Raw genomic sequence first — 16,604 nt, forward strand, 5'->3', positions numbered from 1 at the left:
CTTTCTGTTAAAATTTTATGATAGACAATAATGGATATTTGTTTGCTTTATGCAAAATGCAGGAAGCGGATTGCGAAGATAAAAGAGTAAACAGAATTGTTCAGTATAAGTTAAGGAGTGATGAATTTGCTGGAAGGTTTAATAAAGAAGATATTCGGAGATCCTAATGAAAAGGAATTGAAAAATATCCGGCCGATCGTGGATAAGATCAACGCGCTGGAACCGGACATGGAGCGGATGAGCGACGCCAACCTGCAGGCGAAGACGTCGGAATTCAAGCTGCGTCTGCAAAAAGGAGAGACCCTTGACGACATTCTGCCGGAAGCGTTTGCGGTGGTGCGGGAAGCGTCCAAGCGCGTGACCGGCATGCGGCATTTTGATGTGCAGCTGATCGGCGGCGTGGTGCTGCACCGGGGCAAGATTTCGGAAATGCGTACCGGTGAAGGCAAGACCCTGGTGGCGACCCTGCCGGTGTACCTGAATGCGCTGACCGGCAAGGGCGTTCATGTGGTCACCGTCAACGATTATCTGGCCCGCCGCGACAGTATCGATATGGGCCGTATCTATAATTTCCTGGGCCTGTCCGTCGGCCTGATCGTACACGAGATCGACTTCCCGGAACGGAAGGCTGCGTACCAGGCGGATATTACCTACGGCACCAACAACGAGTTCGGTTTTGACTACCTTCGTGACAACATGGTGGTGGACAAGGACCAGATGGTGCAGCGGGAACTGAATTACTGCATCGTGGACGAAGTGGACTCCATCCTGATCGACGAAGCCCGTACCCCGCTGATTATTTCCGGCCCCGGCGAAAAGTCCGCGGATCTCTATAAAGTCATTGCCCGTATCGTGGCCAACATGAAAGAGGGCGAAGATTATACCGTTGACGAAAAGCAAAAACAGGTTGCGCCTACCGAGGCAGGTATCGCCAAAGCGGAAAAGGCGCTGGGCGTCAGCAACCTGTACGACACAGAGCACGGCGTGGACTTCTCACACCATATCATGTGCGCCATCAAGGCCAAGACCCTGATGATCCGCGACCGGGATTATGTGGTGAAAGACGGAGAGGTCATCATCGTCGACGAATTTACCGGACGTCTCATGTACGGGCGCCGTTACTCTGAAGGCCTGCATCAGGCCATTGAAGCCAAGGAAGGCGTGGTGGTACAGCGCGAAAGCCAGACGCTGGCTACCATCACATTCCAGAATTATTTCCGTATGTACAAAAAGCTGGCCGGTATGACCGGTACGGCCAAGACGGAAGAACAGGAATTCCAGAAGATCTACGGCCTGGATGTTATCGTGATTCCTACCAACAAGCCTATGATCCGTACCGATTATCCGGACGTGATCTACAAGACCAAGGCGGCCAAGTACAGGGCGGTCGTGAAAGAGATTGTGGAACTGCACAAGTCCGGACAGCCGGTGCTGGTGGGTACCACTTCCATCACCCAGTCCGAAGATCTGAGCGCGCTGCTGAAGAAGCAGGGCATTCCCCATAACGTATTAAACGCCAAATATCATGAAAAAGAAGCTATGATCGTAGCGGATGCCGGCCAGCCCGGGCAGGTTACCATCGCTACCAACATGGCCGGCCGCGGTACCGATATCGTGCTGGGCGAAGGCGTGGCCGAAAAGGGTGGCCTGCACATCCTGGGCACGGAACGGCATGAAAGCCGCCGTATCGACAACCAGTTACGTGGCCGTTGCGCCCGCCAGGGCGATCCCGGTTCTTCCCGGTTCTATCTGTCCCTGGAAGACGACCTGATGCGTCTGTTCGGTTCCGACAAGATCAAGGGCATGATGGACAAGCTGGGCATGGAAGAAGACGAGCCTATTGAAAACAAGATCGTTACCAGTTCCATTGAAAATGCCCAGAAGAAAGTAGAAGAACGCAACTTCAACATCCGTAAGATGGTGCTGGAGTACGACGACGTTATGAACCAGCAGCGCGAGGTTATCTACAAGGAACGCCGCAAGGTGCTGGATCAGGAAGACCTGCGTTCCACCGTGATGGAATTCACCCACAAGATCGTGGACCGGGCCATGAGCATGTACTGTCCTCCGGAATCCTATTCGGAAGACTGGGATCTGAAGAATCTGGTGCGCTACTGTGAAGAGTACTTTGCACCCTTTGGGGAACTGAAGGAAGAAAAACTGGCAGACCTGGGCCGGGATGAAATCGGCGAATACCTGCATAAACTGGCGGATGACATTTACGCCAGCCGGGAAGAGGAAATCAGCCCCGAGATCATGCGGGAACTGGAAAACCTGGTTATGCTGAAGGTTGTGGACAACCACTGGATGGAACATCTGGACGCCATGGATATGCTGCGTGAAGGCGTGGGCCTGCGGGCATACGGCCAGAAGGATCCGCTGGTGGAATATAAGTTTGAAGCTTTCGATATGTTCGAGGCGATGATCGAAGCCATCGAAGATGACGTGGTGAAATACATGTACCGGGTCAACGTAGTATCCCAGCCGATGATGACCATGGATGATCCGCTGGAAAACGCTACCATGAACAACCCGACGGTAGATACCGCGGACGGCGAAGCCGTAAAAGAGCCGGTGGTGAATAAAGGGCCGGAAATCGGACGGAACGACCCCTGTCCCTGCGGCAGCGGCAAAAAATATAAAAACTGCTGCGGAAAAGGGAAATAAATAAAGGATTGGCTGTTGCTTCCACAGGAATTTGGGCAATGTCAGATCAGGCTTTGCCGTTTTCAGGAGCAAAGCTGCAAAATAACCGGTAAAGGATGTGAGAAAGTTGCTGCTTGAAGAATACAGACCCGAGATCGCTGCTCTCAAGAAAAAACTGGACGAAATGAGGGGATCTCTTTGACATCCCCAGCAAAGAAGAAAAAATAGGGGAACTGGAACATCTCATGGGGGAACCGTCCTTCTGGGATGATCCGGAAAAAGCATCCAGGATCACCAAAGAGGTGGATGGGTTAAAATCGGAAGTTGATGAATACAAAGCGCTGGAAACGGGGTTGGACGACCTGGAAGTGCTGCAGGAGATGGCAGCGGAAGAACAGGACGAGTCCCTGATTCCGGAACTGGACGAAAACCTGACTAAAATCAAAGAAAATCTGCACCATCTGGAGCTGGGCATGCTGTTGTCGGAAGAGTATGACGCCAACAACGCCATCCTGACCCTGCATGCAGGCGCCGGCGGAACGGAAGCCCAGGACTGGACCTCCATGCTGCTGCGCATGTTTACCCGTTTTGCGGAACGGAACGGGTACCAGGTGGAAATGCTGGATTATCTGGCCGGGGATGAAGCGGGCGTCAAGAGCGCGACCCTGCAGATCAACGGACACAATGCCTATGGCTTTTTCCGAAGCGAAAAGGGTGTGCACCGTCTGGTGCGCATTTCGCCCTTTGATGCCAATGCGCGCCGTCACACGTCTTTTTCCGCCGTGGATGTGATGCCGGAACTGGACGACACGGTCAATGTGGAAATCAACATGGATGAAGTGCGTGTGGACGTGTACCGGGCCAGCGGCGCCGGCGGACAGCACGTCAACAAGACTTCTTCCGCCGTACGCATGACCCACCTGCCTACCGGTATCGTGGTGCAGTGCCAGAACGAACGCAGCCAGATCCAGAACCGCGAGAAAGCGCTGCAGATGTTGCGCGGTAAACTGTATGCCTTTGAAAAGGCAAAACGGGACGCCAAGATCAGCGACCTGGCCGGGGATTACCAGGCCATTGAATGGGGCAGCCAGATCCGTTCCTATGTGTTCCAGCCGTATACGATGGTGAAGGACCACCGCACCACGTACGAAACCTCCAATGTGGACGGGGTGATGGACGGAGACCTGCGGCCTTTTGTGGAAGCCTATCTGCGGCAGGAATATGAAGCCAGGAGACTGGCGGCAAAACAAATATAATCAGCGACAGCGACGTATGCCGTGAGATATACGCCGCTTTCCGTCGTGCAGGGAAAAAGAATGAGCGTACCGAATTGGAAAGAACGTTACAACCCCATATTGGTCCTGTGCATTGCCGTTGCATTCTGTGCGGCGCTGTATCTGATGCAGATCCGCGTCGGCATTGAAAAACGCAATGATACGGTGGAACAGACCCTGGATTATCAGGGAAGCCTGATGATGGCCCAGCGGGAAGGCTACAGCAGCGAAAAACTGCTGCAGCAGTTTAAAGACGCCGGTGTGACCACGCTGATCGTCTACGACACCACGCTGGAACGGCTGGACAGGGAAAAGCGAATCTCCGCCATGCCGGGGGATGTGCTGCAAAAGGCGGCTGCCGGTGTGCACCGGGGCGATTTTGACGCGATCCTTGCTTCGCCGGCTTTGGATCCGGATGCGGTATATGTGACCCGGGGCCATGACGAAGAAGCCTGGAACGAAGTGAAAGAAGACCTGTTCCTGCGTTACGGTGCAGAACGGGTAAAACCCTTCAGCCAGACTCCGGAAATTCTGGAAGTAAAGGGCGACTCCCGGCTGCTGCTGGAACCGGATTACCGGGCCAAGACGCCTATGATGCAGGCGCCGCTGGGCCTGTCCGTGAAAGAGTTGCGGGAAGTGCAGGAAAAAGGCTTTTATGTTGCGGTACGTCCGCAAAACTATCTGCCGTATACACAAAAAGGCGTGGACAGCCTCTTTGCCCGGATCGATAAATCCGGCGTGCAGGTGACTACCTATATTCCCTGCGGCACGGACGTAATCGGTTTTCCTGCCGATATCGGGTATATGGGAAAGAAACTGAAGGAACGGAATATCCGCCTGGGTCTGCTGGAGCATGTGACCCAGCTGCAGTTTGCCAAATTTGCGGGACTGGACGCCCTGCTCCGCAGTGTGGACAACAATGCGGTGCGGGTGCTGAACATCGACGCCCAGGAAAACAGCAAGCTGATGATGCCGGACGCGTTGCGGCGCTGGGCGCTGGCGGATGAGGAGCGGAACATCCGCGTGAATTATGTGCGTTTATTCTTAAAACCCCAGAACGGCGTGGACATCATTGACCTGAACCTGGACTATATGCGGAAGATCACCCAGCAGGTGAAAGGCCGCGGCTACAAGATCGGTGTGGCCGGCGTGTTCCAGAAACCGGGTGAGGCTGCGCCTGCTTCCGCCAACGGTAATCCGGGCTTTTCCGGTTCGTATGACCCGGACCGGAAAGCTTTGCTGGTAGTGGCGTTGGGCGCCTGGGCGGCGCTGGCGTTATATATGGGCATGATTCTGCCATCCTGTAAAGGCACGAAGCAGTATCTGCTGGTGATTTTCGGCATGCTGCTTACCGCGTACAGCCTGTTCATGGGGCGCGGCCTGTCGGTCCGGCAGGGGCTGGCCTTTGTATCGGCGGTACTGTATCCGGTCCTTTCCATGAGCGTGATGCTGACCCTGTGGGATACGATAAAAACAGATACGAAATCAACCGCCGGCGTCATCGTTACCGCTTTATGGCAGCTGGCCCTGGCCATTGCCCTTTCCCTGATCGGCGCCACCCTGAACGGTTCCATCATGGGCGACCTGCGCTTTATGCTGGAAGCGGATATTTACCGCGGGGTAAAGCTTACCTTTATTATGCCGGTGCTGCTGACCCTGCTGCTGTTTTTACGGCAGTACAGCATTTTCCGGAACCCGGGGGAAAACGTGGCGGACCTGTTTTCCCAGCTGGTACAGATTTGTAAGACCCGTCTCACACTGGGACATTTTGTCATATTAGGCGTGCTGCTGTTCGTGGCTTACATCTTTGTAGGCCGCAGCGGCCATACCGGCGGCGTGCCGGTGCCCGCCATCGAAATCAAACTGCGTCTCTTCCTGGAAGAGGTCATGTATGCCCGTCCCCGGGAAAAAGAATTCATGATTGGTCATCCGGCCTTCTTCCTGGCCGTACTGGCCGCATACCGCATGGCGCCTAACTGGTGCAAACTGGCGCTGGTGCTGGGGGCTGTCATCGGGCAGGGTTCCCTGGTGCAGACCTTCTGCCATATGCGCACGCCGGCCATGATGAGCTACATCCGTGCGGCAGACGGCTATCTGCTGGGTTCTGTTCTGGGAATCATAGCGGTAATCGCAGTATCAGTTTTAATGCCATATGTCAAACCATGGCTGAGGAGATTCACACTTAATGAGTAAAATCGTAATTTCCGGTTATTACGGATTCAATAACGCCGGCGACGAGGCGCTGCTGACGGCGATTCTGGCCGCTTTGCGCGCGGTCGAGCCGACGGTGGATATTACCGTGATTTCCGGAAATCCGGGAAATACAATTGCTAAACATCAGGTCAAATCCCTGTACCGTTTTGCGGCGGTGCGGCTGCTGCGGGCTATCCGCGAGGCAGATCTGGTCATCAGTGGCGGCGGCAGCCTGTTGCAGGACGTGACCAGTAAGCGCAGTCTTGCCTATTACCTTTCCGTGATTGCGGCGGCAAAATGGAAACGGAAGAAGGTCATGCTGTTCGCCCAGGGCATCGGTCCGATCCGCAGCCGGCTCATGCGGCTGCTGACCCGTCTGGTAGTGAACCGGGCGGACGTGATCACGGTGCGGGATCATGATTCGGCAGAAGAACTGGCACGTATGGGCGTTCCGGCTGCCAAAGTGGAGGTCACGGCGGATCCGGTGCTGATGTTGAATCCGGAATCAAAAGTGATGGGGAAAGCCATACTGGCGGAAGCCGGTCTGGATCCCTACAAACCGATCATCGGCGTTTCCGTGCGGGAATGGCCGGATAATCAGCGCTGCCTGAAACAGCTTGCGGCGGCGCTGGGCAAACTCAGCGAAGAGTATAATGCTCAGATCGCCATTCTGCCGCTGCAGGTTTCCAAAGATCTGGCAGACAGTAAGCTGCTGCAGAGTTATCTTCCAAAAATCCGGAACCGGGTTGCCCTGCTCCAGGGGGATTATTCCACCGAGGAATTCCTCAGCGTCATCGGCAGCTTCCGGCTGCTGATCGGCATGCGGCTGCACGCGCTGATCTTTGCGGCCGTGATGAAAGTGCCGCTGATGGCCATATCCTACGATCCCAAGGTGGACAGCTTCCTGAAAGCCATTGGGACAGAGGCTGTGGGAACGGTGGAAACACTGGATGCCGGAAAAGTAGCAGAGGCGGCGGAAAAACTGTGGGGTCGCAAACCCCAGCTGCAGGAGGAACATCTTGTGGCGATGCGGAAGCTGGCGCAAAGCACAGTTTCCAAAGCCTTTGCGCTGTTGCATAAGCAATAGTTCGCAATAAGTTTGCAAACAGTGTACGCAAAAAGTTGTATAGTATTATGTAGAAAACGGAGGATCCGTTTCTCCGTACTGATTTGGAGGGAGTTTTACCAGTGCTGGAAATGATTGATGTCAGCAAAACATATCCCGGCGGGAATGTGGCGCTGCGTAATATTAACATCCGGATCGAACAGGGAGAGTTTGTATTTATTGTAGGGCCCAGCGGGGCCGGTAAGTCCACGTTTATCAAGATGCTGTTCCGGGAAGTGCTTCCCACCTCCGGCAATATTCTCCTGAACGATGTGGACATTTTAAAATTGACTGCGAAAGAAGTACCGTACCTGCGGCGTCAGCTGGGAATCATATTTCAGGATTACCGCCTGCTGCCGGACCGTACGGTGTATGATAATGTGGCCTTTGCCATGCAGGTTATTGAAGCGCCGTACCGGAAGATCAAGCGCCGTGTCATGAACGTACTGGATCTGGTGGGTCTGCGCCGCCGGGCGTATTCCAAACCCAACGAGCTGTCCGGCGGGGAACAGCAGCGAATTGCCATTGCCCGGGCGATTGTCAACAGCCCCAGTCTGGTGATCGCAGACGAACCTACCGGAAACCTGGACCCGGAAACCAGTATGGAAATCATGGATATTTTCCAGGAGATCAACAATACGGGGACGACCATTATTATGGCGACCCATGATAAGGAAATTGTTGACAGCATGGGCAAACGGGTCATCGCCATCGAACAGGGCGAAATTGTACGCGACGAACTGAACGGAGTATACGGATATGAGTCTGAGCAGTAAAGAATATTTTATCCGTGAGACAGGCAAATCCATTAAGCGTAACGGCATAATGAGCTTTGCTTCTATCTCTACGGTTGCTGTTTCCCTTCTGGTACTGGGGATGTTCCTGCTGATGTACCTGAATACGGATAATCTGGCGAAATACCTGGAAAGCCAGGTGGAGATGACGGTCTATCTGGAGGACACCGCCACCGGCGAAGAAGTGGCCGATATACGGGAAAAGCTCAAAAAGATGGAAGGCGTGGTAAAAGTCACGGAAGTGACCAAGGCCATGGCCATGGACCGGTTTAAGAACCGCCTGGGGGATCAGGCGACGCTGCTGAAAGCATTGGGGAAAGACAATCCCTTTCCCTTTTCCTTTGAGGTGCAGGTAGACAAGCCGGAACGGATCAAAGCGCTGGCCTCCCAGGTGGAACACTGGCCTAAGGTGGAGACCGCAAAGTTCGGGCAGGAAGTGGTAGAGCACCTGTTTTCCCTGACCCGGGTGCTGCGTCTCGGCGGCGCCGTGCTGATCGTGTTCCTTTGTTTTGCAACCCTGTTTATTATCATCAATACCATACGCCTTACCGTGTTCGCACGGCGGCGTGAGGTCGTCATCATGAAATACGTGGGCGCCACCGACTGGTTCATCCGCTGGCCCTTCATGCTGGAAGGCATGACGTTGGGACTGGGGGGCGGCATCATAGCCTGCGCCATTGTGGATCTGATCTATGTCAGTCTCAGCGGCAGGCTGCACACGACCTTTGCGTTTTTTCCCATCCTGCAGTCCTGGCCGACCCTGTTGTACGCAGACCTGTTCATCCTGGCCTGCGGTACGCTGATCGGCGCCCTGGGCAGTTACCTTTCCCTGAAGAAATTCCTGCGGGTTTAGGAGGGGCTGTCCTATGAAATCACGTAACGTTTTCACAGTCCTGCTTGCCGTATGGCTGTTCCTGCTGAACATGCTGCCTGCCTTGGCAGCCACCGAAATGGAAAAGCAGCAGAAGGAACTGGATAAGGCCCAGCATAATGTGCAGGTGGCGGAAGAAAACAAAGACAAGGCAAAACTGAAAGTCGCAGCGGCCAAAGAAAGCCTGGGCGAGATCGTTGCCAAACTGAGCCGCCTGCAGCAGGATATTGACAAGCTGCAGAAAAAAGCGGACGCGCTGCAGAAAGATATTGATGAAAATACAGCCGTACTGAGCAAGAAGAAAGAGGAAATGGAAGGGCGGATGCGGATTTACCGCCGCCGTCTCCGTGATATCTATGAGAACGGCCAGATCAATTATCTGGAAGTGTTGCTGGGCGCCAAAGATTTTGGTGATTTTGCTTCCCGTATGTACCTGTTGCAGAAGATCATCCGCAGCGATCTGGATCTGATCGCCATCGTGGAGAAAGAAGCGGCGGAAATCCAGCGCCGGCAGAACCTGCTGGATTCCCAGATGGCGGAAATCAAAAAGGATAAGGCCGCCTTGGTACAAAAACGCAATGATGCGGAAGCCATGCGGGAACAGCGGGCCCAGAAACTGTACAAAGCAGAGGAAGAAAAACGGAAGTCCGAAGCGGAGTACGACCGCCTGCTGGCGATCTCGGATAATATCAAATCCATGTTGCAGGGCTTGGAAACCGCTTCCGTGATGCCCTCCGGCGGCGGTAACGGTTCCTTTGTATGGCCCTGCTCCGGTACGATTACTTCCTATTACGGCTGGCGTGTCCATCCCATCTTCGGTACCCGGAAGTATCATTCCGGGATGGACATCGGGGTGGATTACGGCACGCCGATCCATGCGGCGGCAGCCGGCGTGGTGGTATATTCCGGCTGGATGGGCGGCTACGGGTATGCGGTCATGATCGACCACGGCGGCGGCCTGGTTACCATCTACGGGCATAACTCCAGCCTGTCGGTAAGCGAAGGCCAGCGGGTATCCCAGGGACAGGTGATCGCACTGGCAGGCAGTACCGGATATTCTACCGGACCCCACTGTCACTTTGAGGTACGCCTGCACGGGGAAGTGACGGAACCGCTGAACTATCTGCCGTAACCGGTGGATGCAGCTTACCGTGACGGTCTCCTTAATAAGGGTATAATCAGGAGGAAGGAACTCGTCTTCTTTCCTCCTTTTTCGGTCTTATGTTTTATTCTGCTGTTTGAAGCGGGGGGATTTGCGTGTTAAACCTGTTCAAGAAAAAAATAAGCATCAATGTCTGGCTGCTCCCGATCCTGGTCATCGGAATCGTGACACTGACCCTCATCAGCGTGTTTTGGGGTATGCATAAGCTGACCCATAACGCGGGGGGCACGCTGCAGTTCCTGTACACGCTGGGGAAAATCCGTTCCAGCTATGTGGGAGAGTATACGGACAAAAAGCTGTTCGAGGGCGCCATGCACGGCCTGGTGGAAAGCCTGGACGATCCCTATTCCGAATATCTGGATGAAAAAGGCTTTTCCCGCCTGAACGAGATGACGGACGGTACCTTTGGAGGTATCGGCGTGGTATTGGGCCAGCGAAACAAGGAATTTGTGGTGGTATCTCCCATGGAAGGCTCCCCCGGGGCGAAGGCGGGCATCGAAGCCGGCGACAAGATCCTGAAGGTGAACGACGTGGATACCAAAGGCCGCACGCTGGAAGATGTGGTCAGCACCATCCGCGGAAAAAAGGGAACCAGCGTCAAGCTGCTGCTGGAGCACAAAAACGGCCAGCAGTTTACGGCGGACATCGTGCGGGATGACATCAAGGTGCAGTCTGTGGCGGGCAGGATGCTGCCGGATTCCAAAATCGGCTACATCCGCATCGCCATGTTCAATGAAAATACCGGGGAAGAGTTTAAAAAAGCGTATGAAAAGCTGGAACAGGAAGGGATGCAGGCGACCCTTCTGGATCTGCGCCATAACCCCGGCGGCCTGTTAACGGAATGCGTGAAAGTGTCCAACTATATCGTTCCCAAGGGGCCGGTGGTTTCCATTACGGATAAAAAGGGCGACACCAAGGTGTACGAATCCAAACTGGAAAAGGTGAAATACCCCCTGGCAGTCCTTATCGACCACGGCAGCGCCAGCGCTTCGGAAATCGTATCCGCCGCGGTACAGGATACCAAAGCCGGCAAACTGTTCGGGGTCAAAACATACGGCAAGGGCTGTGTGCAGTCTGTGTTCCATGTTACGACAAAAACCGGGCTGAAGCTGACCACCGCCATGTACTATACGCCATCCGGGCGTTCCATCCACAAGGTGGGCGTCACGCCGGACGTGGAAATCGAACTGCCGGAAAAAGCGACGGTGGACGTGCAGCTGAATAAAGCGGAAGAGTACTTGCGTGATGAATTAAAAAAGGAAAAATAAAAAAGAGCGTGGCCTGTCCAACCATACATGGACAGGCCACGCGTTTTCGTTGTAATCGTTTTTATTTCTTCAACAGGTACTCCATATATTTGCTTTTTGCTTCGGCCCATGCCAGGCGGCTGACGGGGACCGTCTTGTCATTTTTCAGCAGGAAGCAATGATCGTTCATGCGCTTGATATAGTCCATGCTGATCGCATAACTCCGATGGGGGCGCAGGAACCTGTCCGTCGGCAGCTGCTCCGCCAGTTTGTCCAAGGGGAGATGGACTTTCAGTTCCTGCATCTGGCAATGGATGATACAGTATTTATCCGCCGATTGGATGTACTGGATGGAATCGGCGGGGATGTGTACCGGCACGCGGTTTATCACCAGTTCGACCATGGGGCCGGGCGTATTGCGGCCTGCCTTCCAGCGGTCAAACACTTTGGCGATCCCCTCCCGGGTGACGGGTTTCATAATGTAATGCAGCGCGCCGATATCGAAGCTTTCTACGGCAAAGTCCGGACTCATGGTCACAAACACCAGCGCCGCTTCCGTATCGGTCTCCCTCACATGCCGTGCCAGGGTGATGCCCAGCGTTTCCCCGATGTAGTTGTCAAAAAATATCATTTCATATTTTCCGGCGGAAAAAGCTGCCAGGAACGCTTCGCCGGAAGAAAAAGTATTAAATTCAAACTGCATTCCGTGTTCCGTACCAAATGCTTCCAGCGTGCGGCGCAGCTGGCTCATATCGATCCGGTCGTCTTCCACAATGGCGATTCGCATAACAACATCCCTTCTTGCATTTCATATTGCTACTATATTATAATTATACTATAAAGATGGCTGTTGCGGGATAAAATTTTACAATATTATTATGTTTTTTTAACCGAAACGGCATCCGGCTGTGATACAGCTGACACAAAACGATACGGAAGGTACCCATTATGGAAACTTGCATCGGACTGGCGCTGGCGGTTACCATGATCCAGCTTTTGGGCGCGTGGCTCCGTTACCTGCCGTTCAAAGGAGAATTATCAGCCGTAACGGAAAAATACCTCTGGCACTGTTTCGCCGTAGTGGCGGCATTGCAAACGGCGGCTTACATGGCCCTGTTTACGGCAAAAGGCCTGAACGTCTTTACCTACAAGCTGGTCATGTATACGGGCTTTCTTCTTTATGTTTTCGTATCAGTTTATCTGATCAGGCAGCGATGGCTGCAGCATTTGTTTGTGATCAGCATGCAGCTGATGTGGGCGCTCTTCATCCACGCGGCCAGCAACACGCTGACATCGGAGCTGCCGCTGCCCATCACCGGCGTGCAGCAGTATCTGGCGCTGCATACGGTGTTTTATCTGCTGGTTTTTGCGCTGACCCTGCCGTTGGCGCGGCATTTTTTCCGTAACCTGCTGCCTCCGCCGTATCTGTTTGCGGAGAAACGGACCGGATTATATATGGCGCTCTTGCCCCTGGGCCTGGGGCTCAGCCATATGATGCTGCTGGCCGACGACCGGATCGTCTACAACTGGAACGACCATCTGTCCCGGCTGATGCTGTCCCTCTGGGTATTCCTGTTTTACCGTTTTATGGTGATCCTGGTGAGGCGTACGGAAGAACAGGACCGGGAAGAGAATAATTACCTGCTGATGAACCAGCGCATCAACGCGCTGGAAGATTACACCCGGCTCACCTGGGAACGGCAGGAAGAGATCATGCGCATCCGTCATGACCTGCGGCACTATAACCGGCTGCTGCTGTCGCTGATTGAAAGCGGCGAAACGAAAAAGGCCGCCGACCTGATTATAGCGCAAGAAGGGGAGATCCTGGCTGCCTCGCTACCGACGTACTGCCAGAACCCCATCATCAACGCGGCGCTGGGGGTATATGTTCAGCGTGCCCAGGAGCAGGGGATACCGGTTACGCATACCGTAAAGCTGCCGCCGCAGCTGAGCATGGAAGAAAAAGACCTGGCGATCCTGCTGTCCAACGTGCTGGAAAACGCCATCATCGCCAACATGCGGCAGTCGGCAGACCGGCGCGGGCTGAACGTGTCCCTGCAATACCACCAGCCGCAGTATATCCTGTCCGTGGAAAACCGCTGCGATACGCCGCTGGTTTTTGGGGAAGACGGGCTTCCTATTACGGAAGAAAAAGGACACGGGCTGGGCATGGCTTCCCTGAGAGACTTCTGCCGCAAGTACGGGGCGGAAACCGATTTCCGTCAGCAGGACGGATGGGTGCGGGTGCTCATGTACTGGGCGGATACGTAACCCGCTGAAGAATGCGTATTTTACTGCACAGGCACGGTTTGTCACTGAGACAGGCCGTGCTGTTTTTTTATCCCGCATTTGCCTAAAACAGGTTCTGTTATTGAGAATGATTCCTATTTTGTGACGTTCACGAAATGAACTTACATTTCGCGACTACTTGTCTTGAAATGATAAAAACACATGGTAAAATTAAGGTGCAGGATGCTGATTTTTATTAATATAAGAAGAAACTAACTGAAGCTGTTGCGTTTCATCGCAGGTTGTGCAACAGCTAGAGCAAAAGATAAAATAAAAATGAAATAGATTCTGGAGGCGCAACATGAACCGAATTTACAAAGTGATCTGGAGCAAAACGAAACATTGCTACGTGGTAGTGAGCGAACTGGCAAAACGCCACACAAAAGGCGGAAGCGCGGGCGGCTGCCGCATGATGACGGCCCGGGTCCTGAGCACGCTGCTGTTGGGCGCGTACCTGGTGGGCGGCTACAGCCTGCCCTCGGCCTGGGCGGATGGTGAAGTAACCTATGTTGCGGGTGAGGGCATTACTATAACCGACGGAACAGAAAATCAAAAAATAATCAGCGTTACCCAGCCGCTGATTGAAAAAATCGGAGGCATTACACGTGATAATAATAAGACCACAATAGAACAGGGCTTTACTGTTCAAACAAACTTTAGTTCTTCCGGTTCTTCTAATGGATATATGAATGTCAACTGGGGACAAGATACACTAGCCAATGGTGAAAACGCAACAGCTTGGGGGAAAAGCACAGTTGCCCGTTCACCTCGGTCCACAGCCTGGGGTAATGAGGCAACAGCCAAGGGCGATCAAGCGACGGCCTTTGGTTCCCGTACCACTGCCTACGGCGTAAACTCCACGGCATGGGGAGCCGATACAGTAGCATTTAGTCATCAAGCCACAGCCTTCGGTGAGAATACAACAGCCGGCGGCCAAAGAGCTACCGCCTGGGGACATAAAACAACTGCCGGAGGTGATTCCTCTACTGCCTACGGCAAAGAGACATCAGCGCTGATGGAAGGCGCCACCGCCTGGGGCAACAATACGAAAGCCGGCCGGTGGACCTATACCGATGATAATAGTGTTGTTCACGATGCGTTGGTTATTCAACCATATACAGATGTACATAATGGAAGTGAAATGTACGAAATTGTAGATGCAGTTACCGGTGAACAAATACATAACGGTGAAAATGATTATATTGACGCTTATAATTGGTTGGCAGCGAATGGAAAGGTGAATGGTGTCTATTCCACTGCCTGGGGTAACGGAACACAAGCTGCAGGCGATTACTCCACTGCCTTTGGTAATTATACAAAAACGGCGGCGGTGACATCGTTAAAATATAATGGGACGGAAGCGAAGGTCGTATCTGAACAGGTTAGGGTTTTGGACGAACACGGCAACCCGATACCATTAATAAATCCAGAGACGGGGGAACCTTCTGATACCGAGTTCCAAACTGAAACAAAATATGCAATTGTTGACGCTTCCAATCCTGACAACCAAATATATGAGTCCTATTTCGATACCGAAGATGCGGCAATGAAATATCTTTTGCAGAATGCCACAATCACCGGCGGGTATGGCGCGACAGCTTTCGGTTTGCTGTCGGAAGCTAAGGGCGCGCACTCCACCGCTTTTGGCGTTCAAACGGTAGCCGAAGGAACCGGCGCTACCGCGTGGGGTAATAGTACAACTGCCAGTGGCAAAGGTGCAACGGCGTCGGGTTACGGCACGAAAGCCGAAGGCGATTATTCCACGGCGTTTGGTAATAATACAACAACGGCAGCGGTGACGTCGTTAAAATATAGGGATCCTTATAATAATAATGACTGGACGGAAGCGAAGATTATCACTAAAAATACTGACACAGGTCTTAAGTATGTAATTGTTGAGGCTGCCGATCCTAACAAAGAACTATATTTTTCCCCTTTCGACACCGAAGAAGCGGCAATGAATGAGATTGCGCGTGAAGGCAAGATCACCGGCGGGTATGGCGCGACTGCTTTTGGTTTACTGTCGGAAGCGAAGGGCGCACATTCTACCGCCTTTGGCGTTGAAACGGTAGCCGAAGGGACCGACGCTACCGCGTGGGGTCGCAAAGCGAAAGCTACAGGCGATTATTCCACGGCCTGGGGATTCAACACAGAAGCAATTAATGATAAATCCACAGCTTTTGGTGATAACACTATAGCCGGCGGCAAAATCGCTACCGCCTGGGGTAATAAAACAGCAGCCGGAGGCAGGACTTCCACCGCGTTCGGCAGTGAGACAGTAGCGCTGACGGAAGGTGCTACCGCCTGGGGCAACAATACGAAAGCAGGCAAGTGGACATATGCAGGTCGAGATGTTTTTATTATAAAAGGAGGAGAACAAGAGGGACAGTACCATATTGTAGATGAATACGGTAATTCGGGTAGTAATGGGTTACCTGGTCAAATTTATGTAAGCTATGATGAAGCTTATAAGGAGTTATCAACGAATGGAACGGTGCAGGGCGTCTATGCCACCGCCTGGGGTAAAGACACGAAAGCCGAAGGCGACTATTCCACCGCCTTTGGCGTTGGAACGGTAGCCAGCGGCAGCGGTGCGACGGCGTGGGGCAACGGAGCGCAAGCCACAGGCGATTACTCTACGGCCATCGGTGCGGTAGGCGTTAATAGTTCATCAGGTGCTGATTCTGCCGTCAATACTAATACAGAAGCACAGGCCGACTATTCAGTGGCGGTATTAGGTGGCATAACTCGAAAACAAGACGATATCAACGCAATCAATTCGGTTGCTCTCGGCGGCGCATACGATGCAAGCCGACCAGATTCCGATTATTTCAAACCTTCCCTGACCAATGCGCCCTATTCGATAGCGTTGTTGGGCGGCGAGACAGCAAGTACTGCGACGAATTCACTGGCAGTTGGATTAGATTCCGTAGCGATTGGCACGAATTCGATTGCAATCGGTCGCGGCGGCAAAGATAGCGGTGGCGATATTGTAGGAAGCACGGCGAAGGCAGCGGATTCGT

The 16,604-nt window shown here is 53.3% G+C and carries 11 protein-coding genes; 10 read left to right on the forward strand and 1 reads right to left on the reverse strand.

The genetic code is table 11. The features are described from left to right. Window positions 1–129: 129 nt before the first annotated feature. The 8 genes from secA (at window position 130) to QZV31_RS03640 (ending at window position 11,313) form a co-directional block, all read left to right on the forward strand. The gene (gene secA, locus QZV31_RS03605) at window positions 130–2,667 is read left to right on the forward strand and encodes a preprotein translocase subunit SecA (RefSeq protein ID WP_093729445.1); all 2,538 of its coding nucleotides are present in this window, start codon (window positions 130–132) and stop codon (window positions 2,665–2,667) included. A 109-nt stretch (window positions 2,668–2,776) separates the two neighbouring features. Continuing rightward, a protein-coding gene (gene prfB / locus QZV31_RS03610) for a peptide chain release factor 2 (protein WP_366508682.1) occupies window positions 2,777–3,902 on the forward strand; the annotation gives its coding sequence in 2 pieces (ribosomal slippage) (window positions 2,777–2,845 and window positions 2,847–3,902; 1,125 coding nt in all). A 60-nt stretch (window positions 3,903–3,962) separates the two neighbouring features. Then, complete coding sequence (locus QZV31_RS03615) at window positions 3,963–6,113, forward strand: DUF5693 family protein (protein WP_295358207.1); 2,151 nt, start codon at window positions 3,963–3,965, stop codon at window positions 6,111–6,113. Beyond that, window positions 6,106–7,200: a polysaccharide pyruvyl transferase CsaB gene (gene csaB, locus QZV31_RS03620; protein ID WP_295358210.1), complete on the forward strand. Its 1,095-nt coding sequence runs from the start codon at window positions 6,106–6,108 to the stop codon at window positions 7,198–7,200. Before QZV31_RS03615 ends, csaB begins: the two co-directional genes overlap by 8 nt. A gap of 101 nt (window positions 7,201–7,301) precedes the next feature. Further along, window positions 7,302–7,994, forward strand: coding sequence for a cell division ATP-binding protein FtsE (ftsE, locus tag QZV31_RS03625; RefSeq protein ID WP_295358213.1), 693 nt, complete (start codon window positions 7,302–7,304; stop codon window positions 7,992–7,994). Then, window positions 7,978–8,865 carry a permease-like cell division protein FtsX gene (gene ftsX / locus QZV31_RS03630; protein ID WP_295358214.1) on the forward strand — a complete coding sequence of 296 codons (888 nt, stop codon included), beginning with the start codon at window positions 7,978–7,980 and terminating at the stop codon, window positions 8,863–8,865. Before ftsE ends, ftsX begins: the two co-directional genes overlap by 17 nt. Before the next feature lie 13 nt (window positions 8,866–8,878). Continuing rightward, window positions 8,879–10,015 (forward strand): peptidoglycan DD-metalloendopeptidase family protein, encoded by a 1,137-nt coding sequence (locus QZV31_RS03635; protein WP_295358217.1) that lies wholly within the window; start codon window positions 8,879–8,881, stop codon window positions 10,013–10,015. A gap of 125 nt (window positions 10,016–10,140) precedes the next feature. Beyond that, window positions 10,141–11,313 (forward strand): S41 family peptidase, encoded by a 1,173-nt coding sequence (locus QZV31_RS03640; protein WP_295358220.1) that lies wholly within the window; start codon window positions 10,141–10,143, stop codon window positions 11,311–11,313. A 61-nt stretch (window positions 11,314–11,374) separates the two neighbouring features. Here the strand turns inward: QZV31_RS03640 and QZV31_RS03645 are convergent, their stop codons facing one another. Continuing rightward, a complete protein-coding gene (locus QZV31_RS03645) occupies window positions 11,375–12,079 on the reverse strand; it encodes a LytTR family DNA-binding domain-containing protein (protein ID WP_295358223.1) in 705 nt (234 codons plus the stop codon). A 161-nt stretch (window positions 12,080–12,240) separates the two neighbouring features. Here QZV31_RS03645 and QZV31_RS03650 point away from each other — a divergent pair, with 161 nt between their 5' ends. Both QZV31_RS03650 and QZV31_RS03655 read left to right on the forward strand, forming a co-directional pair. Beyond that, window positions 12,241–13,563, forward strand: coding sequence for a sensor histidine kinase (locus tag QZV31_RS03650; RefSeq protein WP_295358226.1), 1,323 nt, complete (start codon window positions 12,241–12,243; stop codon window positions 13,561–13,563). Between the two features lie 319 nt (window positions 13,564–13,882). After that, window positions 13,883–16,604 (forward strand): ESPR-type extended signal peptide-containing protein (locus tag QZV31_RS03655; RefSeq protein WP_295358230.1); only part of this gene is annotated, 2,722 nt, incomplete at its 3' end.

The sequence above is a fragment of the uncultured Succiniclasticum sp. genome, assembly GCF_902793885.1.
Classification (GTDB): domain Bacteria; phylum Bacillota; class Negativicutes; order Acidaminococcales; family Acidaminococcaceae; genus Succiniclasticum.

Coding starts and splice junctions, on each gene's coding strand:
- QZV31_RS03615 (WP_295358207.1), top strand. CDS start 3,963: ATGAGCGTACCGAATTGGAAAGAACGTTACAACCCCATATTGGTCCTG.
- csaB (WP_295358210.1), top strand. CDS start 6,106: ATGAGTAAAATCGTAATTTCCGGTTATTACGGATTCAATAACGCCGGC.
- ftsX (WP_295358214.1), top strand. CDS start 7,978: ATGAGTCTGAGCAGTAAAGAATATTTTATCCGTGAGACAGGCAAATCC.
- QZV31_RS03635 (WP_295358217.1), top strand. CDS start 8,879: ATGAAATCACGTAACGTTTTCACAGTCCTGCTTGCCGTATGGCTGTTC.
- QZV31_RS03645 (WP_295358223.1), bottom strand. CDS start 12,079: ATGCGAATCGCCATTGTGGAAGACGACCGGATCGATATGAGCCAGCTG.
- QZV31_RS03650 (WP_295358226.1), top strand. CDS start 12,241: ATGGAAACTTGCATCGGACTGGCGCTGGCGGTTACCATGATCCAGCTT.